Genomic DNA, 22,854 nt, shown 5'->3' with positions numbered 1-22,854 from the left:
CGGTCATTGTACCACTCACTTTTTTTATAAAAAGGAGGAATGTCAACAGTGCCGATTTTGGAAGCCGTTATTTTGCTAGTTGTCTTGGTTTTGCTTTCCAACGTTTGTAGCCATTACATCAAAAAAATTCCAGTCAGTTTAATTCAAATCTTTCTAGGATTACTTGTAGCATTATTTTTTAAAGTACAAATACCGCTCGAAACCGACTGGTTTTTACTGCTGTTCATCGCCCCATTACTATTTAATGATGGTCGTAAGTTTTCTAAACGTGAACTATGGAAACTTAGAGGACCAATCTTTGCCAATGCCATTGTGCTCGTCTTTGTCACGGCAATTCTGGGTGGCTACCTAATTTACTTGTTTGTTCCACGAATTCCGTTACCTGTTTCAATTGCACTGGCAGCAATTTTATCACCAACTGATCCAGTGGCGGTTCAATCAATCGCCAAACGTGCCAAATTGGATGAAAATATTTTACATCTGGTAAGTGGTGAAAGTTTAATTAACGATGCATCTGGCCTGATAGGATTTAAGTACGCAGTTGCTGCCGTTACCACCGGATACTTTTCATTGGTTAATGCAACTGGAGACTTCTTATATACAGCAGCTGTCGGGTTAATTGCCGGGGTTGCTGTGATGATCTTGATTCAGTTTGTACGAGATTTTTTGCGTAACCAAGGAATTAATGATGTAATTTTTAATGTTGCCTACAAAATTATGACACCATTTGTGGTGTACCTTGTTGTCGAAGAACTTTTTCATGCTTCAGGGGTGATCGCCGTTGTTTCGGCCGGTATTGTGTCAAATACCTCATCAAGAAATCAGGTTATTGACGAGATGCCTGAGTTACTCCTAGTGACCGAAAAAACGTGGGATATTATTGTTTACCTGTTGAATGGGATCGTCTTTGTAATTTTGGGTATTGAACTACCAATTGCGATGACTGATTCAATCAAGAGCAGTGATATTAGTAACTGGAATGCCTTTCTAGACGTATTGATTGTCTGGCTAATTTTGCTTGTAATTCGCATTTCATGGATTATCATTTATGAATGTTTCCAAAAAATCAAACATCATGATCGTACAATCAGCCTTAAATCAGGGTTTTTAGCTGGTATTTCTGGTGTTCGTGGTGCTATCACGATGGCTGGGGTGTTGTCGGTACCTTTGTTATTGAAAAATGGAAATGCTTTCCCAGAAAGGTCGTTAATGCTGTTCATTGCTGCCGGTGTCATTATTGTTAGTATGGTGGCTGCGGCTGTCATGCTACCGTTAATTTCACGAGCAGACTTTTCATTTCTGACCCGTGGAAGTGACCCAGATCAGGATGATGATGGTGATGATGAACCGGACGAAGACGAACAAAAAAATCAATATTTAACTGATAGTGAGGCAAGATACTTCTTAATGCAGTTGGCAGTGCAGGCGGTGGAGGAACAGCGCCGTGAGGATAATCAGCAAGCCGCATATGATTTAATGCTGAATTACCAGCTATTAATGCGTAAATTGCAGTTACACTCTCAGTCAGATGAAGTGTTGCAGGAGTATTTGCAACAAGAAATTGAGTTACGTCAAATTGCATTTGACGGAGAACGTGACGCACTGATAAAAATGCTAGAGAAAAAGTTTATTACGACCGACGAATATTATGAGTCTTTGAAACATGTTGATAATCTTGAAACACGTTTGTCGCACGAGTTTAATGCACGGAATCGCTGGTGGTCAGTTAAAAAGCTGTTTATTTGGTGGCACGGTTTCGTCAGAATGTTTAAATGGTGGGTTGGCTACCAGGCGATTGATCCGGTTAAACAGAAGCGTATTGATATTGAAACAGCAAAAGCTGCTATTAATGCATTATCAAAGCATGTTTCTAATTCAGAGGACGGTCAAATAAATCGTCAGGCGATATATCATTTAATCGTTAGCTATCGGAACCGTATTGAAAGAATTAAGCATCCTAAGCGTTATACGCAGGATGCTTATCAACAACAAATTAACGTTTTGCAAAGTGATGCGTTAGCAGCACAGAGAAACGTAATTATTCAATTGGTAGAACAGCGAAAAATCAGTAAGAATACTGCGCAAAGGTTAAGATCATATGTTAATTATTCAGAAAACGAGATGATCATGCTGATGGATTTTGAGGCTGATTGAGTTTGACGGCGATATTCATTATCCAAATGATGACCAGTTGAATAATTGTTAGAATCAACGTAAATTCCAGCATGCGCGTTGACCACATTGACATAATCTGTTTGAAGAACCAGGTTGGTGTTAATAAAATATAAAAAGAGTGAATTCTCAGGAAACGTCCCATGTATATGCCGATGCTGCTGAGAATACACATTAAAGTAATAAAAATCTCTGAGGCAAAGGGGATTTTTTTTAGTACAGTCATGCTGAATTTATCACCAAGTTGTTTTAACTGAGTGAAGCTTATAAGGGCGCATGAAAGTGCACTGATGATCAGCATGCTAAAGTAGAACCACATTTTTGGATCAGATTTAAGTAGTCCAGTGCTGCCAATATGTGGATTGAGTAGTGATAGATGGAATAAATCAGTTAAAATATAGGGTGCGTTTGGGTAGAATAGGATCCAAAATATGAAAATAATCCAAAATAGCAAAGATTTTGTTGAGGAAAATTTTGTCAAATGAAATCCTAATTCTATCGGTATGTATCCCAAAAATGTATTTAAAATTAAAAAATTAAATGGTGATTTAGCAAAAACAACAAGAACAACCATAAAGATTGCAAAAAAGATACGAATTTGCCAGTTAATATTAAGTTTGTGCATGCTGTTCCTCCTCACATCTTACTAGCTTACCAAATATTATTGTATTAAGTACAAAAGATTTAACTTTTAGAAATTAATTAATAATTATGACATAACTAAGGTTTGTTGAAAATCTATTCTAATGACATGCTATAATGTTACTTGAGTTTGGTTTGGAGGTTATGCTATGGCATTTAAGTGGAGCTCGTTGTTAACGTGGCAAAATGTTATCCACTTGGTAGACATCCTTGTGGTGTGGTTTTTAATTTATGAATTAATTATGATGCTGCGTGGGACGCGGGCAGTCCAACTCTTTCGCGGAATTATTGTTATTATCATTGTCAAACTGGTTAGCTGGTATGTTGGTCTGGGAACGGTATCCTGGATTATGGATCAGATCATTAACTGGGGCGTCATAGCGATGGTGGTTATATTCCAGCCTGAAATTAGAAGAGGGCTTGAACATATTGGTCGCGGTACCCTGTTAACACGTAATCGTCATGAAAATGAGGCGGAAGAGGAGCTGATTGGACAGCTTGACCAGGCCCTTCAATATATGTCTAAGAGAAGAATCGGTGCTCTAATTACGATTCAAATGGAGACTGGACTTGAAGAATATATCGAAACTGGTATTCCAATCGATGCGGACGTTTCGGGTGCTCTTCTCATTAACACATTTATTCCGAATACGCCACTGCATGATGGTGCAGTCATAATTAAGAACAATCGTCTTGCCGTTGCCGCTGCGTATTTACCCTTATCGGAAAGTAACTTGATTCCAAAGGAATTAGGAACAAGGCATCGTGCAGCTGTTGGTATCAGCGAAGTCACCGATGCTTTGACACTGGTAATATCTGAAGAAACTGGTGAAATCTCCATTACAAAAAACAACGAATTATTACGTAGCATGACACGTGACGATTATCTTAAGTTTCTTCGTGATCAGTTATATGTAAAGGAACCGGAAAATCGTAATTCGTTTGCTGAATTTGTTGAAGGCCTCTTTAACAAGGGAGGTTCAAAAAATGAAAAATAACGATGATAAACGCAACATATTCAATTCACGCTGGTTCTATCGGATTATTGCCCTAGTTTTTGCCATTTGCCTGTTTATATACGTGAATGGTAGTAAACTTGAAAAAACTCATCAGAGTTCACAAAGTGTTCAAAATACTTCGTTAACATCAACGAAGACAAAGACAGTGACCATGCCACTTGATCTAACAGTTAATAGCGATAAATATGTCGTTACGGGTTATCCGGAAACGGTTAAGGTTAAAATCTCTGGGCCTGCAGCTCTTGTGACTACAACAACCAATACACAAAACTTTAAAGTATATGCGGACCTGAGTTCACTTGGCGCTGGAACACACAGAGTTAAGATTTTGGAATCTGGAATTAATAATGATTTGACACATACAATTAGACCTAAAGCGATTAACGTGACAATTCAGACTCGTAAAACGGAAACAATTCCAGTTGAGGTTAAGGTTAATCAAAATCAATTAGCTGATGGTTACAAAGTTGGTAAAGCAACGGCTTCAACGGATAGCGTGCAAATTACCGGTGCTGTTAGTGAAATTGAAAAAGTTGATCATGTAGAAGCAACCGTTAATTTGTCAAAGAAGAACAAATCAGATGTGTCAAAGAGCGTTACACTTCAAGCAGTGGATAAGAATGGCAACACTGTCAATGTGGTAATTACACCTTCGTCAACGACAGTTAAAGTGCCAATTAGTAAGCAATCTGACTCGAGTAGCAACTCTTCGTCTGACAACAATTCTTCATCTGGTAGTAGTTCAAAGTCTAGTGGAAGCTCATCCAACAACAGTAGTTCTTCTTCCAGCGCTAGTTCGTCGTCAAACAGTAGTAGTTCTTCGTCACAAAAATAAAAGCATATAAAGAAAAGGAACTGAAAAGATGGAATTAAAATATTTTGGTACTGATGGTGTTCGTGGTGTCGCAAATGAGGATTTAAGTCCGGAGTTAGCATTTAAGCTTGGCCGAGCCGGCGGATATGTATTAACCCAACATTCACAACGTAAACAACCACAAGTTCTTGTTTCACACGATACAAGAATTTCTGGTGAAATGCTGGAAAATGCTCTAATTGCTGGTTTGCTTTCCGTTGGTATCGAAGTTCTGCGACTAGGGGTTGTTACTACTCCGGGTGTCGCTTACTTAGTTCGCGCACAAGAAGCTGATGCAGGTGTAATGATTACCGCATCGCATAACCCAATTCAATATAATGGCATTAAGTATTTTGGTGGCGATGGATTCAAGCTTTCCGATGAGTTGGAAGCGGAAATTGAAGAATTACTTGATGCACCTGTCGATGATTTACCAAGACCATCAGCACAAGGTCTCGGCCGAGTGTCAGATTATCATGAAGGGGCCCTAAAATATACTGAATTTTTGGAGCAAACGGTCTCAGATGATCTATCAGGGTTGAAGATTGCGGTAGATGGGGCCAATGGTGCAACCAGTGGCTTTGTCTCAACGCTTTTAGCTGATATGGACGTTGAGTTCGATACAATTGGAACGTCTCCAGATGGATTGAACACAAACCTAGACCGCGGTTCGACGCATCCTGAGGCCTTACAAAAGTTTGTTGTGGAACAAGGCGCACAGGCTGGGATTGCATTCGATGGTGATGGTGATCGATGCATTGCGGTCGATGAAAATGGAGAAATTGTTAACGGCGACAAGATCATGTATATCTGTGGCCGTTATATGGACCAACGTGGAAGATTAAAGAAGAATACAGTTGTGACAACTGTTATGAGTAATTTAGGTATGTATAAAGCACTTGAAAAGGCAGGCATGACTAGTGTAAAGACCAAGGTTGGTGATCGCTATGTGGTCGAAGAAATGGTCAAAAATGGCTATAATCTCGGTGGTGAACAATCTGGTCATATTATCTTTCTTGATTTCAATACCACTGGCGATGGGATGTTAACAGCTCTTCAGTTGTTGTCAGTAATGAAGCAAACTGGTAAGCCACTGTCTGAACTAGCGAGTGAGGTCACAGAATATCCGCAAGAATTGGTCAACATTCGTGTTAGCGATAAACAGGCCGCATTGAAGAATCCTGATCTACTTAAGATTATTGACGAAGTTGAACATGATATGGCCGGTGACGGTCGGGTACTTGTTCGACCTAGTGGAACTGAACCATTACTTCGAATCATGGCTGAAGCTCCAACTAAGGATGAAGTGCATCAATATGTAACTAGAATTGCCGATGTGGCAAAAAAGGTATTAGATTAATTTAAATTAAATAACAGTCCTCGACAGTTAACCTGGTGAGGGCTTTTTTAATAGAAATTATTCGTTTTAAATAGATATAGACCAATCCTATCAATTCGTTGACATTGATATTAAATATCTTTATTATATGTAGTTGTCGAATGTTACTAAATAAAATTTACAATCTATACCAATTAATTGCTACAACTAATTGATTTTTAACAAAGGATGGTATGCATTATGTGCGGAATTGTTGGTGTTACTGGTACAAGTCAAAGTGTATCTGTACTAATCGAAGGACTTGAGCGTCTCGAATATCGGGGGTATGATTCAGCTGGGATCTATGTTAACGATCAGACCGGTAATGATTATCTTGTTAAACGAGTTGGTCGAATTTCTAACTTGAAGAACGCTTTAACCGATGAAATTCATGGAACGGCTGGTATTGGTCATACTCGTTGGGCAACACATGGTGTTCCTAACGAGACTAATGCACATCCACAGTTTTCAGCTGATGAACGTTTTTACCTTGTTCACAATGGCGTTATCGAAAACTTTGAACAGTTAAAAGAAGAATATTTATCAGATGTTGAATTTAAGAGTCAAACTGATACTGAAGTCATTGCACAATTAGTTGATCGGTTTGTAGTTGAATACAAAATGGACACACAGTCTGCTTTTTTGAAAGTTCTTCACTTGATTAGTGATGACTCATCATATGCTTTTGTGTTGATGGATCGCCAGACGCCTGATACGTTATATGTTGCAAAAAATAAGAGTCCTTTACTTGTTGGTGTCGGTGACGGATTTAATCTTGTCGCTTCGGATGCCGTTGCGATGTTAAAACAAACGCACACCTTTATGGAAATTCAAGACCGTGAAGTTGTTTTGGTAAAACCAGACTCAATCACCATTCGTGATATTGAGGGAAATGAAATGAAACGTGATACTTTCCGCGTCGATATGGATGCCAGTGCGGCAGATAAGGGCACTTACCCATTCTATATGCTAAAAGAAGTGGATGAGCAACCGGTTGTAATGCGCAAAATCGTTCAGGAATATTTGAACGAAGATGGTGTTCCCGTAATTGATCAGGACTTACTTGAAACAATGAAGAAGGCTGATCGCCTCTATATCATTGGTGCGGGAACAAGTTATCATGCCGGATTAGTTGGTGCTCGGATGTTTGAACGATTGACGAAGGTCCCGACACAGGTATTTATCTCATCTGAATTTGCGTATGAACAACCAATCATGTCAGAACGACCATTTTTCATCTTTCTCACTCAAAGTGGTGAAACCGCAGATAGCCGTGAAGTTTTGGTTAACATTAAAAAGCAGGGATGGCCAAGTCTGACAATCACCAACGTACCGAAGTCAACGTTATCTCGTGAAGCTTCATATACGCTACTGTTGCACGCTGGCCCTGAAATTGCAGTTGCTTCTACTAAGGCATACACTGCACAAGTTGCCGTGCAAGCTGTACTTGCTAAGGCATTTGGAATGGCTAGAAATCAGCAGGAAGCTGTCGATTTTGATTTAAAACAACAATTGGGAATTGTTGCCGTGGGAATGCAAGCAATTGTTGATAGCAAGGATCAACTTGAATCAATTGCGTCACGCTACTTGGCTACACCACGCAACGCCTTTTACATTGGTCGTGGAATCGATTGGTCCGTTGCTCTTGAATCAGCATTGAAGTTAAAAGAAATTTCATATGTTCAGGCTGAAGGATTCGCATCTGGAGAATTGAAACACGGAACAATTGCTTTAATTGAGTCCAAAACACCAGTTATTGGTATTATTACTCAAGACCGCACTGCAGGGCTCACTCGTAGTAATTTACAGGAAGTTGTGTCTCGTGGGGCTAGCGTCTTAACGATTGTTTCAAAGCATTTAGCACAGGCTGATGATACAATTGTGTTACCGGATGTTGATCCACTATTGACACCATTATTGAGTGTTGTTCCCGCTCAATTATTGGCATACTACACTAGTTTGGGTAAGGGGTTGGATGTCGACAAGCCACGTAACCTCGCCAAGTCAGTTACGGTTCAGTAGTATAGCTGTACATTAATGATTATATAATTTAATACAATAAAATATGCATTGGTGCAACTCTTGATTAGATAATTGAGAGTTGCTTTTTTTGTAGTAAAAAAAGTTTTTTTAGTAAAAATGATAAATTTTTTACCATTTTCTTCAAAATTTAATAAAATAAGTCAATGGCAATGATGTCACGGCTTACGAAAATAATTTACATGATTTTGTGTAACCGTTTGAAATTAATTATCATTTTTATGTTGAAATTTGAAAGCGGTTTGCTATAATTGCATCTATTGTCATTGCAATTTTAAGTAAATGTGATAAGGAGAAAAATTATGCAGTTTGTGGCTTTATTGATCGGTATTGTATTTTTACTGGTCTTAATTATTAAGTTTAAAGTAAACACGTTTGTTTCCTTGATTGTTACATCAATTTTGGTGGCGCTTTTATTGGGTATGAACCCGGCAAAAATTGCCACATCGATTGAAACTGGTATCGGTGGAACAATCGGTGAGCTGGCTGTTGTCTTTGGATTCGGTGCGATGATTGGCCGGCTAGTTTCTGATGCTGGTGGGTCATATAGAATTGCCAGAACGTTGATTGATAAGTTCGGTAAGAAACGGCTTCAAATCGCAATCGTGATTGCTTCATTCATCATCGGTATGTCATTGATGTTCGAAGTTGGTCTGGTTGTCGTTATTCCAATTGTTTTTTCTGTTGCTTTGGAAGCCGAAGTACCTATGCTTTATTTGGGAATATCTATGGCTGCCGCACTTTCTGCAGCTCAAGGATTCTTGCCTCCACAACCAGCACCAACAGCTGTTGCCACAGCGTTGGGTGCTAATATTGGTAAAGAACTTTTACTTGGGATTGTTGTTGCCATCCCATGTGTGATCGTGGCTGGTCCACTGTTCACAAAATTAGCGCAAAAGTTTGCTCCTGATGCTTTTGTGATTAAGAAGTCATTACCTGGTTTTGGTACTGTTAAGTAATTTAAGCTTGAAGAAACACCAGGTTTTGGTATTTCTGCGTTGACATCGTTATTTCCAGTTATTTTTATGGCTTTAACAACTATCTATTCGATTGCATTTGAGGGTGGTAAAACACCAACCAATCCGCATGGATTTTCTGCGTTTATGACATTTATTGGTAATCCAATGGTTGCCATGGTGATCGCATTACTATTTGCAATGTGGTCAATGGGCTTCCATCGTGGTAAGAAGATGGGTGATATTAATAACACCATCGCTGATGCTGTGAAGTCAATTGCAATGTTGCTTCTTATTATTGGTGGTGGTGCAGCTTTTAAGGAAGTTTTGATTGATGGTGGTGTTGGTAGTGCTGTTCAACACATGATGGCAAACGTCAACATGTCACCAATTATCCTTGGCTGGTTAATTGCTGTATTACTCCGTGTTTGTCTTGGATCTGCAACCGTTGCAGGGATGACTGCAGCTGGTTTGGTTTCAACTTTAATGACATCAACTGGTACTGATCCAGTTATGATGGCTCTTGCTATCGGTGCCGGTTCTTTAGCTGCATCGCACGTTAATGATGCTGGTTTCTGGATGGTTAAAGAGTATTTTGAATTAACTGTTAAACAGACATTCAAAATTTGGACGGTTTTGGAAACTATCATTTCCGTCGTTGGATTATTAATGGTTCTACTGTTGAATGCAATTGTTCATTAAAAATAAGAAAGCCTTGGTAAATCATGTTGATTTACCAAGGCTTTCTTATTGCTTTGATGTTTAACATGAATTATCATTGGACTATACCAATAGAGTGAAGAGGTTTGATCAATGAAAATAATTACGGTGGAAGATCAATTACAAGGGGCACAGATTGCGGTCGCAAAAATAAAAAAAATTTTATCACATAAGCCAGGAGTGTTTGGATTAGCAACTGGTAGTAGTCCACTAGAAATCTATCGTCAGTTAAGTCAGAGCAAACTAGATTTTTCTAACAGCATTTCCATTAATTTGGATGAGTATGTCGGCTTGGCACCCAATCATCCACAAAGCTATCATTATTTTATGAAGCAAAATTTATTTAACAACAAGCAGTTCTTGCATTCATACATTCCGGATGGATTGAATCCTAATGCTCAAGAAGTTGAAAATGAATATGAACAGATAATTAAGGATCATCCGATCGACTTGCAAATCCTGGGAATTGGTCAAAACGGGCATATTGGCTTCAACGAGCCGTTAACAAGTTTCGATTCACGTACTCACCAGGTGGCACTGACGAAGTCCACAATTGATGCTAATGCCAGGTTTTTTGATAATGCAGATGAAGTTCCCAAATATGCGTATTCCATGGGTATTGGAACAATTATGAAGGCAAAAGAAATTGTTTTTGTCGCATACGGTGAAAAAAAGGCAAAAGCTGTTCACCAAATGATTGATGGACCGGTGACAATCGATGTACCTGCAAGTGTATTGCAAACACATCCCAATGTAACAGTGATCATTGATCACAAGGCAGGAGCACTTCTAAAAAAAATTGAATAATTGTGAGAGAAAGATGTTGACAGCGCTTTCAGTAAGCGGTATTATAATTGTCGTAAGGTATTAAGTATTTACCTTCTAATCAATTCTCTTTCTCTCTTATGCCAATCACCGTTTTTCCCGAACGGTGATTTTTTTGTGCTTTTTGACATTGCGTTGATAATTCAATAGAATTGAAGTTACTATTTTATTCCGTAGGAGAGTGAATTACTCATGGCACAGCATGAAGTTCTAGACATAATTGAAGAAATTACACGAAAAGATGGCACTAAGTACTTTGAAATTGGTAATATGGTGCAAAATGGTAGGGCTGAATTAGCAGCAGAACGTGATTTTATTAAAGAGGTTAGAATATTGCAATTAAATATTCCACACTCACAAAATGTTGCTAAGTATGAAGATTATGTCAATGAACACTATGTTATGCAAGATGAGTCAATGGACCATTGGGATGAATGGAAGAAAGATGATGAGGCTCAAGAGATTGTTAATAGCATTCTAAAAGAAAACCACATTGCGTAAAAAAATCTTTACATTTACCCGTATCATCTTGTATAATAATTGGTGTTGTTTAACATCATTGCTCCGTAGTTCAGTGGTAGAATAGGACACTGTTAATGTCAAGGTCGCCGGTTCGAATCCAGCCGGAGCAGTTGGAATTTAGTTATTATTGTTTTTGACAATAATTGGAATTCCGGTTATAATTTCATAGTTAGCTTTTATTGCTCCGTAGTTCAGTGGTAGAATAGGACACTGTTAATGTCAAGGTCGCCGGTTCGAATCCAGCCGGAGCAGTTGATGTGAGGTATACATCAGATAATTTAATAATATTGCCCCGTAGTTCAGTGGTAGAATAATTGACTGTTAATCAAGAGGTCGTAGGTTCGAACCCTACCGGGGCAGCTATATGCATCCTATTTGAATGGGGTGCTTTTTTATTTGTTTATCGGTCGTTGGGTAGCTTGCATTTTGCTACTAATGTATTGGGAATTGAAGTATAATGTGTCGTAGTTATTTTTGAGGGGAGCAACAAATGCATCCATCATTTGAGGAACAACGGATGGGTAAGAGACGATATATCACTGGATTTGACGGCTTAAGAGCAATTGCCGTTATTGGGGTCATTGTCTATCATCTACTTCCAGCCACTTTACAAGGTGGTTACCTGGGTGTTCCGATTTTTCTATTGTTGACTGGTTACTTAATTACCAGTAGCCTAGTTGGTGAGATTTCACGAACAGGTACTGTTAAGGTAGTTAAATTTTACATTAAACGAATTAAGCGGCTGTACCCAGTCTTGATTACCATGTTGGTGGTAAGTACAGCTTATATCACACTTTTCCAAAGAGTTCTAATTAAGGACTTGCGAAGCGTCGTAGTTACGAACCTGCTCTGGGTTTATAATTGGTGGGAGATTGGTCACGGCCAGTCATACTTTGATCGGTTTGCTGGTGAGTCTCCATTTACACATATGTGGACGCTTAGTATTGAGGGCCAGTTTTACTTTGTGTGGCCATTGGTACTGCTGGCATTGTTTGCAATCATAAGACGCAAATCAATTATTAAGTGGATTGTCCTTGGCTTGGCTGTCGTGTCTGCTATTTTGATGGCCATTATGTACGATCCTGCTAATATTAACCGAGCATATTATGGCAGTGATACTCGGTCATTCGCAATCTTTTTGGGAGCCTGGTTGGCGATGGTTTGGCCGGTTGACAGGTTGAAGCAAAATATTAATCGGTCTTCTTCCCGGGTTCTTGATATCACGGGAATCATTTGTTTAGTAATTGTGCTCGTGATGTACTTTCAAATGTCAGGTGAATCACCATTCACATATTATGGTGGAATGTTCATATTCACTATTTTTTCAATGATTCTAATGGCCGTTATCGCACATCCAGGTGGTCATATGAATGCTGTGATGACTAATCCAGTTTTCAAGTGGATTGGTCAAAGATCATATGGTATTTATGTGTATCAATACCCGGTTATGATTTTTTACGAATCACAGGTTAAGAGCATGGGTGCTCATCCATTTATTAATGCTTTAATTGAACTAGCAATTATTTTATTAATCAGTGAAGTATCTTACAGGTTAGTCGAAGAACCATTACGCAATTATAATTGGAACAACTTAACTCGTGATGTTCGGCATATTTTTACCAAGGATGGTGGATGGAAAGCGTGGACGGGAACCTTGGTTGTCAGTGTTCTGACGATACTGTTTATCGTTGGCATGGTCATTAAACCGCAGCCCCCGAAGCCTAACCAAGTTCAGAGTGAAATTGATAAGAGTTCAAAACAAGTTAAAGAACATAATGCAGCCTTGCAAAAGGGACAGCCAGTACCAAATCCCTCAGGGAAGAAACAGTCACTTACTAAGAAGTATGGATTGACAAAATCGCAGGTTGCAAAAGCAAAGCAACTGAAGGTATCCGCTATTGGTGATTCAGTGATGGCAGATAGTGCTGCTGATTTGCAAGAAGTGATGCCAAAAGCTTACGTAAATGCGCAAGTTGGGCGACAGGGTTATCAATCGCCTCAAGTCATTGAAGGAATGGCGAAGAAGGGCCAACTAAATCACATTGTTGTGATTAATCTTGGAACTAATGGAGCACTTAGCAGTCAAACTATTAGTCAAATTTTGTCAGCAATTGGTAGCAAGCGTCAAGTTTATTGGATAACCGCACACGTGCCAACCAAAAATTGGCAGAACACTGTTAACAATGAAATTAAACAAACCGCGAAGAAACATAAAAACGTGCACGTGGTTGACTGGCACAAGTACAGTGCTAATCATGTCAGTTGGTTTGCAAGTGATGGTGTTCATCCTAGCGACAAGGGAAATATCTACTTTACAAGATTAGTAGTGAAAGAAATTTTAAAAGATAATTAGAGGTGCTCTCAATGGGTAATAGTAATATTGATTTTGACGTACAGCCAATGACTTTTAAAAAAATTCTGGTGGCTGTCGATGAAGATGATTCAAGTTCGTCTCGAAAAGCCTTTTGCTATGCTGTAACACTGGCTAATTCATATAAAGTACCGCTTGGCATTGTAACTATTTTAGAAACAGACGATTTAAGCGTGTATGACAGTCTCCAACCTGATGTTATTGAAGGACGACGGCAGGAGATGGAATCAGCGGTTAATCTGTATGTTCAGAAAGCCAAAGATTTTGGTGTTGATGAAGTGGAAGGATTTCTAGGTGAAGGTAAGCCTGGCAAAAAAATTGTCAGAGAGACTATTCCACAATTTGAGCCAGATTTATTGGTTTGCGGATCAGAAACCCAAGATAAGAGTAGTATTTTTATCGGTTCACAGGCCAGTTACATGTCTCAGAACGCACCTTGTTCAGTAATTGTTGTTAGATAAAAATAGTTAATCAAAAAGAGCGAAATTTTAAATTTCGCTCTTTTTGAATGCTTAAGTTAACTAGATAATTTCTAAACCGTTAATTTCAACATATTTAAAGTGTTTAGGGTTACGCGTATTTGAACTCGGCAGTTTTAAGTAGTCACCGTATAGTTGGGTTAAAATGTTATCATAATCAGTTGGAACGTTAACGCTAAGATTTTCAAACATGTGAGTTTCCAAGTTATTCATTTGATCAAGAGTCATTATTTCTTTTTCGTATTTATATTGTGACGCTAGATTTTTTACTAGGTAACCGTTTGTATCGTCATATTCCTGCAGGACATTATCTCTCCGATGTTTGAGCTGACGAACCGAGTTGTATTGCCTAACAGTGAGTGGTCTACTAAGCTTCGAAAGTGGTGTGTCAACAATATGGTAGCCAAGTCTAACCATGATCGAGCCATCAAGCATTTTTAGCTTGGCCATTTGCGAAGATCTATCGGCCGAACTATCGGGTATCTTATCGAAAGGAAAAATATCAATGAAAATGCCCTTTTTCGCATTATTAATGTTATTAATTTCTTCCACACTTGTGTCCGTATCAATTAATTTAGCATAACTCAAACCGTAGTCATGATCTGTAAAAGGTGTTTGAAGAAAATAGGATGTATGTGACAAAAAGCCCGGCGCTAGTTTTAACAGTTGGTTGTAATCATTACGTGGCATACCAACGTCTAAGTCATCATCCCATGGAATAAACCCTTGATGCCTAATGGAGCCAAGTAGCGACCCGCCAATTAGAAAATAGTTGAGCGAATACTGGCGGCAAATCATAATTAAAGTTTCAAGCAAATTAAGTTCAATTTTATGAATTGGTTTTAAATTCAAAAGTTAACGCCCCTAAATATTAATGAGTTGACAGATTGTCCAAAATGTAGCATATTTTATGGAGAAAGATGATTTTTGCTAATATGTTGTGTTGATGGAGTCTAGGTTGATTTTAACAAAGAAAAAAGGTGATTACGATGGCTTCTGAGGATTTACTAAACAAAGCTATTAATTTGTATATGTCGACTCTTAAGTCACTTGATAGTTTTATTTCGGAACCAGCAACGAAATATTACTTATCGTTTGAACAGTATTTGATTTTGCATGATATTGCAACGCAAAAGAAAATAATGCTGATGGATATTGCTGATCAGCGTCAGGTCACGCGTAGCGCAATTTCTCGTCAAATTAAGGTGTTGCTGAAGCACAAATATGTATATCAGCGTGCTGATCCTAATGACCGGCGTCGATTATTTCTGCATTTAACCAAGGAAGGTAAGCGGGTTGAAGCAGAAATTAGTGATAACGTGACTGATCGTTTTTCTGGATGGGTACAAATCTTTGGAGAAGATAAAGCTCAAGAAGTTATTCAGTTACTGGAAGACTTTGGTGAGTTGATTGTTAAACAAGAGGCAGAAAAAAACACATCTGAGGTAATAAATTCTGAAGATGAGCGGTAAGCATAAAATAGAAGTTAAATTGGGGGAAGATTGGTCAGAATCTTCTCTTTTTTTGTCCCAAATGATGTAAAATTGTTTTTATAACTGGAGGAACTTAAATAATATGATAAAAATGGTAGCACTCGATTTAGATGGTACATTGCTAACTTCGGATAAAAAGATTAGCCCGAAAAACGAAGCGTCATTAAAAAAGATTACTGAAGAGGGTATCAAGGTCGTCCTTTGTACTGGAAGGCCAATTAATGCAATTTGGAAATACATTGAACAGCTAGGTCTGACTGATTCAGAAGATTATACAATCACATTTAATGGAGCACTGGTAATTCAAAATCCAGACCGTATTCCGTTAGCTAAAAAAGGAATTCAAAAAGACCAGCTAGGCTTACTACATGATTTTTGTGTCAATGGCGGATATCCATTAGATATTCTAGATTTTGAACAAGTGTATCCAATTACTGACCTAACACCATCTGTTTACCAAAAAATGCTCAATGCTAATATTGAGTTCACACCTCAAAGCTTTGATCAAATTCCAGACCAAGCTTATACAAAGGCGGTGATGGCAACTGATGCAGATATTTTGGATCGTGTGGTAACAGAAATTACGCCAGTAATGGATCAGCAGTATCATGTTGTTCGATCACAACCTAAGATCCTAGAATTTTTGGATCATGATATGGATAAATCAGTTGGCTTGAAATCACTCCTATCTCATTATGGTTGGGATTTTAGTAATTTAATGGCTTTTGGAGATGCAGAGAATGATGCGGGAATGTTACAGAATGCCAAGGTTGGCGTTGTAATGGCCAACGGTAAACCAGAAATTAAACGGCTAGGTACTGATGTTACCTTATCTAATGATGATGATGGGGTAGCCGCATTTATTGATAATTATTTCTAATTGTTACTAAAATGACAAAATTAATATAAAAAGAAATATCTGTGTTACAGATTAGTAATGTCTATAGTTTATTATATGCATCGTTGAATATTACTTGGGAACATAACAAAGATAATAGGAGCGGATATATAAACTATGGATATTAAAAAGAACCTACTGAAGATTTCAGCAACAACGCTTGGCGCAGCAGCATTTGGGGTTGCTGCAACAGCTATCACAGCTAACGCCGATGAAATCTACACTGTTAAGTCTGGCGATACCCTTTCAGAAATTGCCGCAAATTATGCTGGTGGTACAAATTCAATTAACTCATTAGCTCAAGCTAACAAGATTAACGATGTTAATGTAATCTATGTAGGTCAAAAGTTATTGATTAAGAGTGACGGTCAGATTAAGCAGGCTACGCAGGCCGAAGTTCAATCAACACCATCTGTAACATCTTCATCAAACAACACTCAAAGTACACAAGCACCAGCACGCACAACAACGACTACTTCAACTACTTCAGCTAGTGGCTCTGATGCTTCAGCTAAGGCTTGGATTGCTGGACGTGAATCAGGCGGCTCATACACTGCTTCAAATGGTAACTACTACGGTAAGTACCAATTAAGCCGTTCATACCTTGGCGGTGACTATTCAGCAGCCAACCAAGAACGCGTTGCTAATAATTACGTTTCAAGCCGTTACGGATCATGGTCAGCTGCCAAAGCTCACTGGGAAGCAAATGGCTGGTACTAAAATAAATTGAATTTATAAGACTGAGGATAACTTCTCGGTCTTTTTTTTGAATCCATATTCGTGGGCAGAACCTTTGTTTTGTGGTACAATTATCGTTGTATTTATGGGGATGTTTATGGATTCGACAGGTATAGGTCGAGTTTTAACTGCGCTTCGAAGGTTGCGGCTTCGTAAAAACGCTCAGTTTATTATAACTGCAAAAAATAATAACAATTCTTACGCTTTAGCTGCTTAATAACCAGCGGGTGTAGATCCAGCCGGGTTTGCTCACGGTTCGTTACTGGGTCCTAAATTTTAGTGAACTTACGCTGTGAGCTTCAGTCTGTAGCAATCAGAAGAGACTAATCGGACTAGCTTATCTTGAGAGCCCTGATCAGCGGCGTTTTGATGAGCGAAACTTTAAATAGTTGAGATATGAGTGTAGACGTTGGAATGGCGATATGCTTGGACAGGGGTTCGACTCCCCTCATCTCCATATAATAATGTTCAGTGATTTTGTGCATTATTGAATAGTAACTCTAAGAGCTGGTATGACAGTGCTTAGAGTTTTTTTATTGAGTCAGCGTCTTTTTTATTTATCTTAAAAAAAGACATGATTTGGTCATTAGTTGATCTTAGATCATAACTTAAACTGATTAAAATGCGTTAATAATTATCCGATGTTAGTGACTAATCCACATTGTAATAGTAAAATGGCTCATTAAACACGCATAATTGAAGTGACATATGGCAAGGAGGAAATTGATTTGAAAAAAAAGACAGCAATGAGTTTGATGGCTCCCTTAGTAGTGGCTGCCGGCACCATGGGAGCTGCTGAAAAACTGTATAGTTTTGCGTTTAATAGAGTTGATAAAGTACCGGAAACGTCTGCGGAAAAGCAAAAGTATGCTGACCAGTATTATGACTATGTTAATTGGCTAAATGCTGAACCAATTGAAACTTGGCATGTGACCACTAGTAGCGATGACATCAAATTGAGCGCCACATACCTGCCGGCTACAATTCAAACAACTGATTCGGTCATTATTGCACATGGGTACAAGGGCAACGGTGAAACCATGGCGAATTATGCCAAAATGTTTCATGAGTTGGGCTACAATGTTTTGATGCCGGATGATCGCGCGCATGGTAAATCTAGTGGTAAATATATCTCTTTTGGATGGCTTGATCGATTGGATTATCAAGATTGGATTAACAAGCTAATTGATTACAATGGTAAAGAAACACGAATCGTGTTATATGGTGTTTCAATGGGTGGTGCCACAATGGAAATGTTGAGTGGTGAAAAGTTACCTGAACAAGTGCGGTGTATTATTGCTGATTGTGGGTACTCCAACATTGACGATGAAATGAGTTATTTGTTAAAGAAGACCTTTCATTTACCTAAGTATCCATTTTTACCAGCAGTTAGTGCGATTAATTTAATGAAACAAGGTTTCCAACTAAAACAAGTATCATCAATTAACCAACTTAAACATAACTATCGACCAATTTTATTTATTCATGGAGAAAAAGATAGTTATGTACCATTGGCGATGGTCGATGCAAATTTTGCAGCTACTCGTGGACCAAAGCAAAAGTGGATCGTTAAGGATGCAACCCATGCAGAAAGCTTCTGGGTTGATCCAGAACGCTATAAGGAGAGGGTACAACGCTTTATTGATGAGTATATTAGCTATACATTGAATTGATTTATCCTATTGTCTTTATGATTTTTTCTAGCTAATCATCATTTTTTCTTCACATTCTGATCAATGATTCGTTATAAGTGTTTAGTACAATTATTCAATGTTAAGGTAATCGAGCTATTAAAAAAAGCTTAAAAGCCGTATACTAAATACAAATAATCCGCTTTCGGGAGGAGATTAACTCATGAAATTATTAATGGTTGAAGATAATAAGTCAGTGTCAGAAATGATGGCGATGTTTTTTAAGAAAGAAAATTGGGACGCTCATTTTGCCTACGATGGTGAGGAGGCAGTCCAGATGTTCCAGGATGATGTCAATGACTGGGATATTGTTACGCTCGATTTAAACTTGCCCAAGATGGATGGCATGCAAGTTGCAGCTGAATTGAGAAAGATGTCACCAACAGTTCCGATCATTATGCTGACTGCTCGAGATTCAGAAAGTGACCAGGTATTAGGCCTTGAAATGGGGGCAGATGACTACGTAACAAAGCCATTTAGTCCAATTACGCTGATCGCTCGTATTAAAGCATTGTATCGTCGTAGTGAACTTAACACCATTGGCACTCAGGCTCCTAGCAATGATGATAATCAATTTGACGTTATTACTGATCATTTCAAATTGAACACGAAGACTCGTGAGGTTTACTTGAATGATCTACAAGTTCAAGATTTAACACCCAAGGAATTTGATTTGCTAAAGACGTTAGCGCAAAAGCCACGGCAAGTATTTTCACGTGAACAGTTGTTGCAACTGGTTTGGGACTATGAATATTATGGTGATGAACGAACTGTTGATGCTCACATAAAAAAATTGCGTCAAAAGATTGAAAAAGTTGGTCCTCAGGTTATTCAGACCGTCTGGGGTGTTGGTTACAAATTTGATGACAGTGGAGCGACTAAATGAAATTAATTTATCGGCAGATGCTGGGCTTTTTTGCGGTTATTCTGACGTTAATTGTAATTGTTGGGATCATGTTCATTAATGTTACCAATCGGATGCTCTACACGAATGAATGGAAGCAATTGCAAAATTATTCGGATAGTCTGATTGAAGACTCCATGCGATATGATACATCAACACAGCAGTTTGAAGGGCTAACAACCATGCCACTTCAAAACAACGCTCAGTTGCTGCAAAGGCAAAATGTCCATTTTACAATATATAATTCCAAAAAGAAGATTACTTACTCAAGCTCGACGTACACTGCTGTGCTGACTAAGTCTGACTGGAAGAAATTGAAGGCCGGTGAGACGCTCCATAAAATGATGGATCGTCCTGCTCGACCAAACGCAAAGAATATGAGTTCTGGTAGTAAGAAGAATAATAAAGATACTACTAAGAGCACTGATAGACCGTTAATGACTGACGTTATCAGGCCTTACTTCTACAAAGGAAAGCTGATTGCAGTTGTTTCCATTGGTTCTTTCGTTTCGGATATTCAGGGTAATATGGCCCAAATTCGAGAAAATTTGTGGATTGCGTTTGTCGTGTCATCGTTGGTTGCTTTGCTGCTTAGCTATATGCTAGCAAGGTCGACAACGAGAAGAATTGATAAGATGAGACTGGCTACTCACCAAATTGCTCAGGGTAATTATGATGTTAATTTGGAAGTTAAAAGTCATGATGAGCTTAGTGATCTGTCAGAAGACTTTAACAAAATGGCTGATTCACTACAGGCGTCCCAAGAAGAAATCAAAAGACAAGAAAATCGTCGTCGGCAATTTATGGCAGATGCGGCTCATGAAATGAGAACACCATTGACGACTATTAATGGATTGCTAGAAGGATTAGCCTATGATGCAATTCCTGAAGAGGATAAGGCAAATAGTATCAAACTGATGCAAAATGATACTAAACGTTTAATTCGTTTGGTTAACGATAATTTAGATTATGAAAAAATTAGAACTAATCAAATTTCGATGTCGCGTAAGGTGTTTAATTCTGCAGATGTGTTGCACAATCTGACGACTCAGCTTGGTAAAAAGGCTGCTACTCAAAATGATGAAATTAAGATTGAAACTCCGGAAACGGTGATGACATATGCGGATTACGACCGATTTGTTCAAATCTTGTTTAACATCATTCAAAATGCTATTCAATTTACTGAAAATGGCACAATTACGGTTTCTGGCCGACAAGTTGATGACGGTAGTGAATTTAAGGTTAGTGATACCGGGATTGGTATGACTGAAGAACAGGTTAAAAACATTTGGGAACGATTCTACAAAGCAGATCGTTCACGAATGAATACTAAGTACGGTGAATCTGGGCTTGGGCTAGCAATTGTTCATCAATTGATTGATCTGCATGGAGGGACTATTAATGTTGAAAGTGACTACGGTAAGGGCACAACGTTTACAGTATTCTTCCCAGATCGTGAACATGCAAAGCACCAGTCGATCAATGATGCAGAAAAGGAATAGTTGGTTTAATATAGACCAATTATTTCTTTTTTTATTGATTTATGGTTGTGAAAGCGCCACTAACGGGGTAGAATATTAGTTTGTAAGGAATAAATTGCTTCGATAATATTATCTATACCAATTAATTAGAATAGAAAGAGGTTTTATGGATGGCACATATTTCATTTGATACTAGCAGTTTAAAGACATTCGTTCACGACAATGAACTTGGCGAACTCCAGGCCATGGTTAGTGCAGCCGATGATGAACTACGCAAAGGTACGGGAGCAGGGGCTGATTACATTGACTGGCTTCATCTACCAACTGACTATGATAAGGACGAATTTGCACGAATTCAAAAAGCAGCTGCTAAAATTCAGTCTGATTCCAAGGTACTAGTTGTGATTGGAATTGGCGGTTCTTACTTGGGCGCACGGGCTGCTATTGATTTCTTAAATGGTGCCTTCTATCAAGCACAGCGTGACGAGGACCGTAAGTCACCACAAATTTTATTTGCTGGTAATTCGCTGAGTTCTTCATACGTTCACGATTTAATTCAATTAATTGGAGACCGTGACTTTTCAGTCAACGTTATCTCTAAGTCAGGAACAACAACTGAACCATCGATCGCATTCCGAATCTTTAAGGAACTATTGATCAAAAAGTATGGTGAAAAAGGTGCCAACAGTCGGATTTATGCTACGACTGATCGTCAAAAAGGTGCTTTAAAGACTGAAGCCGATGCTGAAGGATATGAATCATTTGTCATTCCAGATGGCGTTGGTGGTCGTTATTCAGTGCTAACCGCCGTTGGATTGTTACCCATCGCCGCCGCTGGTGCCGATATTGACCAATTAATGGCTGGCGCGCGGGCTGCCGAGGGTGATTACAGTGATGCTGACTTGACTAAGAATGAAGCTTATCAATATGCAGCCTACCGTAATATTTTGTATCGTAAGGGCTACACTACCGAATTACTTGAAAACTACGAACCAACCATGACGATGTTTGCCGAATGGTGGAAACAGCTAGCGGGGGAATCTGAAGGTAAGGATCAAAAGGGTATCTATCCTTCATCAGCTAACTTTTCTACTGACCTGCATTCATTAGGTCAATACATCCAAGAAGGCCAAAGAACCTTGATGGAAACTGTTGTTAAAGTTGGCAAACCAAATCATGATGTCGAGATTCCTAAAGAAGATACAGATCTTGATGGTCTTGGTTATCTGGAAGGTAAGTCAATGGATTACGTTAACACAAAGGCTTATCAAGCTGTTGTTCTTGCACACGTGGACGGTGGTGTACCTGTAATGACAGTTAATATTCCAGAACAAAACGAATTTACGTTAGGGTACTTAATTTATTTCTTTGAAGTAGCAATTGGTATTTCAGGGTACTTAAATGGTATTAATCCGTTTAATCAGCCTGGCGTTGAAGCATATAAGACTAATATGTTTGGATTACTTGGTAAACCAGGATTTGAAAAAATCGGTGACGATTTAAGGTCACGATTATAAAGTCAAAATAACTAAGGGTTAGACATCGACTTGATGTTTAACCTTTTTTTATTACCAATAAAATAAAAAAATAAATTTATTTAAAACATTGAAATCATTAATAATTTAACGTTATACATAAAAATACTTAATAAAAGTTTGTAAATTCAAATCAT

18 protein-coding genes, 3 tRNA genes, 1 other RNA gene and 1 pseudogene are annotated in these 22,854 nt (G+C 38.5%); 21 read left to right on the top strand and 2 right to left on the bottom strand.

Annotated elements, in window-relative coordinates:
• Positions 1–48 precede the first annotated feature (48 nt).
• Complete coding sequence (locus FD16_RS00670; RefSeq protein WP_010622885.1) at positions 49–2,154, top strand: cation:proton antiporter; 2,106 nt, start codon at positions 49–51, stop codon at positions 2,152–2,154.
• Here the strand turns inward: FD16_RS00670 and FD16_RS00665 are convergent.
• The gene (locus tag FD16_RS00665) at positions 2,126–2,797 is read right to left on the bottom strand and encodes a DUF1361 domain-containing protein (RefSeq protein WP_010622884.1); all 672 of its coding nucleotides are present in this window, start codon (positions 2,795–2,797) and stop codon (positions 2,126–2,128) included. The genes FD16_RS00670 and FD16_RS00665 overlap by 29 nt on opposite strands.
• 166 nt (positions 2,798–2,963) lie before the next feature.
• Between FD16_RS00665 and cdaA the strand changes: the two genes are divergently transcribed.
• The 12 genes and pseudogenes from cdaA (at position 2,964) to FD16_RS00605 (ending at position 13,959) form a co-directional block, all read left to right on the top strand.
• Positions 2,964–3,812: a diadenylate cyclase CdaA gene (cdaA, locus tag FD16_RS00660; RefSeq protein WP_010622883.1), complete on the top strand. Its 849-nt coding sequence runs from the start codon at positions 2,964–2,966 to the stop codon at positions 3,810–3,812.
• Positions 3,802–4,668, top strand: a complete 867-nt coding sequence (locus FD16_RS00655) for a CdaR family protein (RefSeq protein ID WP_010622882.1) — start codon at positions 3,802–3,804, stop codon at positions 4,666–4,668. Before cdaA ends, FD16_RS00655 begins: the two co-directional genes overlap by 11 nt.
• Before the next feature lie 28 nt (positions 4,669–4,696).
• On the top strand, positions 4,697–6,046 hold the full coding sequence (gene glmM / locus FD16_RS00650; protein WP_010622881.1) for a phosphoglucosamine mutase: 1,350 nt from the start codon (positions 4,697–4,699) through the stop codon (positions 6,044–6,046).
• Positions 6,047–6,265: 219 nt separating this feature from the next.
• Entirely contained in the window at positions 6,266–8,086 is a 1,821-nt protein-coding gene (gene glmS, locus FD16_RS00645) for a glutamine--fructose-6-phosphate transaminase (isomerizing) (RefSeq protein WP_010622880.1), read from the top strand.
• Between the two features lie 320 nt (positions 8,087–8,406).
• Positions 8,407–9,762, top strand: a pseudogene (locus FD16_RS00640) (gluconate:H+ symporter).
• 111 nt (positions 9,763–9,873) lie between these two features.
• Positions 9,874–10,587: a glucosamine-6-phosphate deaminase gene (nagB, locus tag FD16_RS00635; RefSeq protein ID WP_056938512.1), complete on the top strand. Its 714-nt coding sequence runs from the start codon at positions 9,874–9,876 to the stop codon at positions 10,585–10,587.
• A 210-nt stretch (positions 10,588–10,797) separates the two neighbouring features.
• Positions 10,798–11,106, top strand: a complete 309-nt coding sequence (locus FD16_RS00630; RefSeq protein WP_010622876.1) for a hypothetical protein — start codon at positions 10,798–10,800, stop codon at positions 11,104–11,106.
• Between the two features lie 59 nt (positions 11,107–11,165).
• Positions 11,166–11,237: transfer RNA gene (locus FD16_RS00625), tRNA-Asn, on the top strand.
• 70 nt (positions 11,238–11,307) lie between these two features.
• Positions 11,308–11,379, top strand: a tRNA-Asn gene (locus FD16_RS00620).
• Positions 11,380–11,415: 36 nt separating this feature from the next.
• Positions 11,416–11,487 (top strand) — tRNA-Asn (locus FD16_RS00615).
• A 130-nt stretch (positions 11,488–11,617) separates the two neighbouring features.
• Positions 11,618–13,480: an acyltransferase family protein gene (locus tag FD16_RS00610; RefSeq protein ID WP_010622875.1), complete on the top strand. Its 1,863-nt coding sequence runs from the start codon at positions 11,618–11,620 to the stop codon at positions 13,478–13,480.
• An 11-nt stretch (positions 13,481–13,491) separates the two neighbouring features.
• On the top strand, positions 13,492–13,959 hold the full coding sequence (locus FD16_RS00605; RefSeq protein ID WP_010622874.1) for a universal stress protein: 468 nt from the start codon (positions 13,492–13,494) through the stop codon (positions 13,957–13,959).
• 60 nt (positions 13,960–14,019) lie between these two features.
• Here FD16_RS00605 and FD16_RS00600 read toward each other — a convergent pair whose 3' ends face one another.
• On the bottom strand, positions 14,020–14,829 hold the full coding sequence (locus FD16_RS00600; protein WP_010622873.1) for a LicD family protein: 810 nt from the start codon (positions 14,827–14,829) through the stop codon (positions 14,020–14,022).
• A gap of 137 nt (positions 14,830–14,966) precedes the next feature.
• On the opposite strand from FD16_RS00600, the gene FD16_RS00595 reads away from it, so the two are divergent.
• From FD16_RS00595 to FD16_RS00565, 8 genes are all read left to right on the top strand, one after another.
• Positions 14,967–15,449 (top strand): MarR family winged helix-turn-helix transcriptional regulator, encoded by a 483-nt coding sequence (locus FD16_RS00595; protein WP_010622872.1) that lies wholly within the window; start codon positions 14,967–14,969, stop codon positions 15,447–15,449.
• Positions 15,450–15,552: 103 nt separating this feature from the next.
• On the top strand, positions 15,553–16,350 hold the full coding sequence (locus tag FD16_RS00590; RefSeq protein WP_010622871.1) for a Cof-type HAD-IIB family hydrolase: 798 nt from the start codon (positions 15,553–15,555) through the stop codon (positions 16,348–16,350).
• 135 nt (positions 16,351–16,485) lie between these two features.
• The gene (apf, locus tag FD16_RS00585) at positions 16,486–17,088 is read left to right on the top strand and encodes an aggregation-promoting factor (RefSeq protein WP_010622870.1); all 603 of its coding nucleotides are present in this window, start codon (positions 16,486–16,488) and stop codon (positions 17,086–17,088) included.
• 105 nt (positions 17,089–17,193) lie between these two features.
• Positions 17,194–17,566, top strand: a transfer-messenger RNA (tmRNA) gene (gene ssrA / locus FD16_RS12520).
• Between the two features lie 268 nt (positions 17,567–17,834).
• Positions 17,835–18,779, top strand: a complete 945-nt coding sequence (locus tag FD16_RS00580; RefSeq protein ID WP_010622869.1) for an alpha/beta hydrolase — start codon at positions 17,835–17,837, stop codon at positions 18,777–18,779.
• 181 nt (positions 18,780–18,960) lie between these two features.
• Entirely contained in the window at positions 18,961–19,683 is a 723-nt protein-coding gene (locus FD16_RS00575; RefSeq protein WP_010622868.1) for a response regulator transcription factor, read from the top strand.
• Positions 19,680–21,203, top strand: coding sequence for a sensor histidine kinase (locus tag FD16_RS00570; protein WP_010622867.1), 1,524 nt, complete (start codon positions 19,680–19,682; stop codon positions 21,201–21,203). Before FD16_RS00575 ends, FD16_RS00570 begins: the two co-directional genes overlap by 4 nt.
• A gap of 149 nt (positions 21,204–21,352) precedes the next feature.
• Positions 21,353–22,699 carry a glucose-6-phosphate isomerase gene (locus FD16_RS00565; RefSeq protein WP_010622866.1) on the top strand — a complete coding sequence of 449 codons (1,347 nt, stop codon included), beginning with the start codon at positions 21,353–21,355 and terminating at the stop codon, positions 22,697–22,699.
• Positions 22,700–22,854: the final 155 nt, after the last annotated feature.

This window comes from Paucilactobacillus suebicus DSM 5007 = KCTC 3549 (assembly GCF_001434475.1).
GTDB classification, from domain to species: Bacteria; Bacillota; Bacilli; order Lactobacillales; family Lactobacillaceae; genus Paucilactobacillus; species Paucilactobacillus suebicus.
The sequence above is the reverse complement of the archived record's forward strand: the minus strand, read 5'-3'. Positions and strand labels throughout refer to the sequence as shown.

Coding starts and splice junctions, on each gene's coding strand:
- cdaA (WP_010622883.1), top strand. CDS start 2,964: ATGGCATTTAAGTGGAGCTCGTTGTTAACGTGGCAAAATGTTATCCAC.
- FD16_RS00605 (WP_010622874.1), top strand. CDS start 13,492: ATGGGTAATAGTAATATTGATTTTGACGTACAGCCAATGACTTTTAAA.
- glmM (WP_010622881.1), top strand. CDS start 4,697: ATGGAATTAAAATATTTTGGTACTGATGGTGTTCGTGGTGTCGCAAAT.
- FD16_RS00590 (WP_010622871.1), top strand. CDS start 15,553: ATGATAAAAATGGTAGCACTCGATTTAGATGGTACATTGCTAACTTCG.
- FD16_RS00575 (WP_010622868.1), top strand. CDS start 18,961: ATGAAATTATTAATGGTTGAAGATAATAAGTCAGTGTCAGAAATGATG.
- nagB (WP_056938512.1), top strand. CDS start 9,874: ATGAAAATAATTACGGTGGAAGATCAATTACAAGGGGCACAGATTGCG.
- glmS (WP_010622880.1), top strand. CDS start 6,266: ATGTGCGGAATTGTTGGTGTTACTGGTACAAGTCAAAGTGTATCTGTA.
- FD16_RS00610 (WP_010622875.1), top strand. CDS start 11,618: ATGCATCCATCATTTGAGGAACAACGGATGGGTAAGAGACGATATATC.
- apf (WP_010622870.1), top strand. CDS start 16,486: ATGGATATTAAAAAGAACCTACTGAAGATTTCAGCAACAACGCTTGGC.
- FD16_RS00570 (WP_010622867.1), top strand. CDS start 19,680: ATGAAATTAATTTATCGGCAGATGCTGGGCTTTTTTGCGGTTATTCTG.
- FD16_RS00595 (WP_010622872.1), top strand. CDS start 14,967: ATGGCTTCTGAGGATTTACTAAACAAAGCTATTAATTTGTATATGTCG.
- FD16_RS00665 (WP_010622884.1), bottom strand. CDS start 2,797: ATGCACAAACTTAATATTAACTGGCAAATTCGTATCTTTTTTGCAATC.
- FD16_RS00655 (WP_010622882.1), top strand. CDS start 3,802: ATGAAAAATAACGATGATAAACGCAACATATTCAATTCACGCTGGTTC.
- FD16_RS00565 (WP_010622866.1), top strand. CDS start 21,353: ATGGCACATATTTCATTTGATACTAGCAGTTTAAAGACATTCGTTCAC.
- FD16_RS00630 (WP_010622876.1), top strand. CDS start 10,798: ATGGCACAGCATGAAGTTCTAGACATAATTGAAGAAATTACACGAAAA.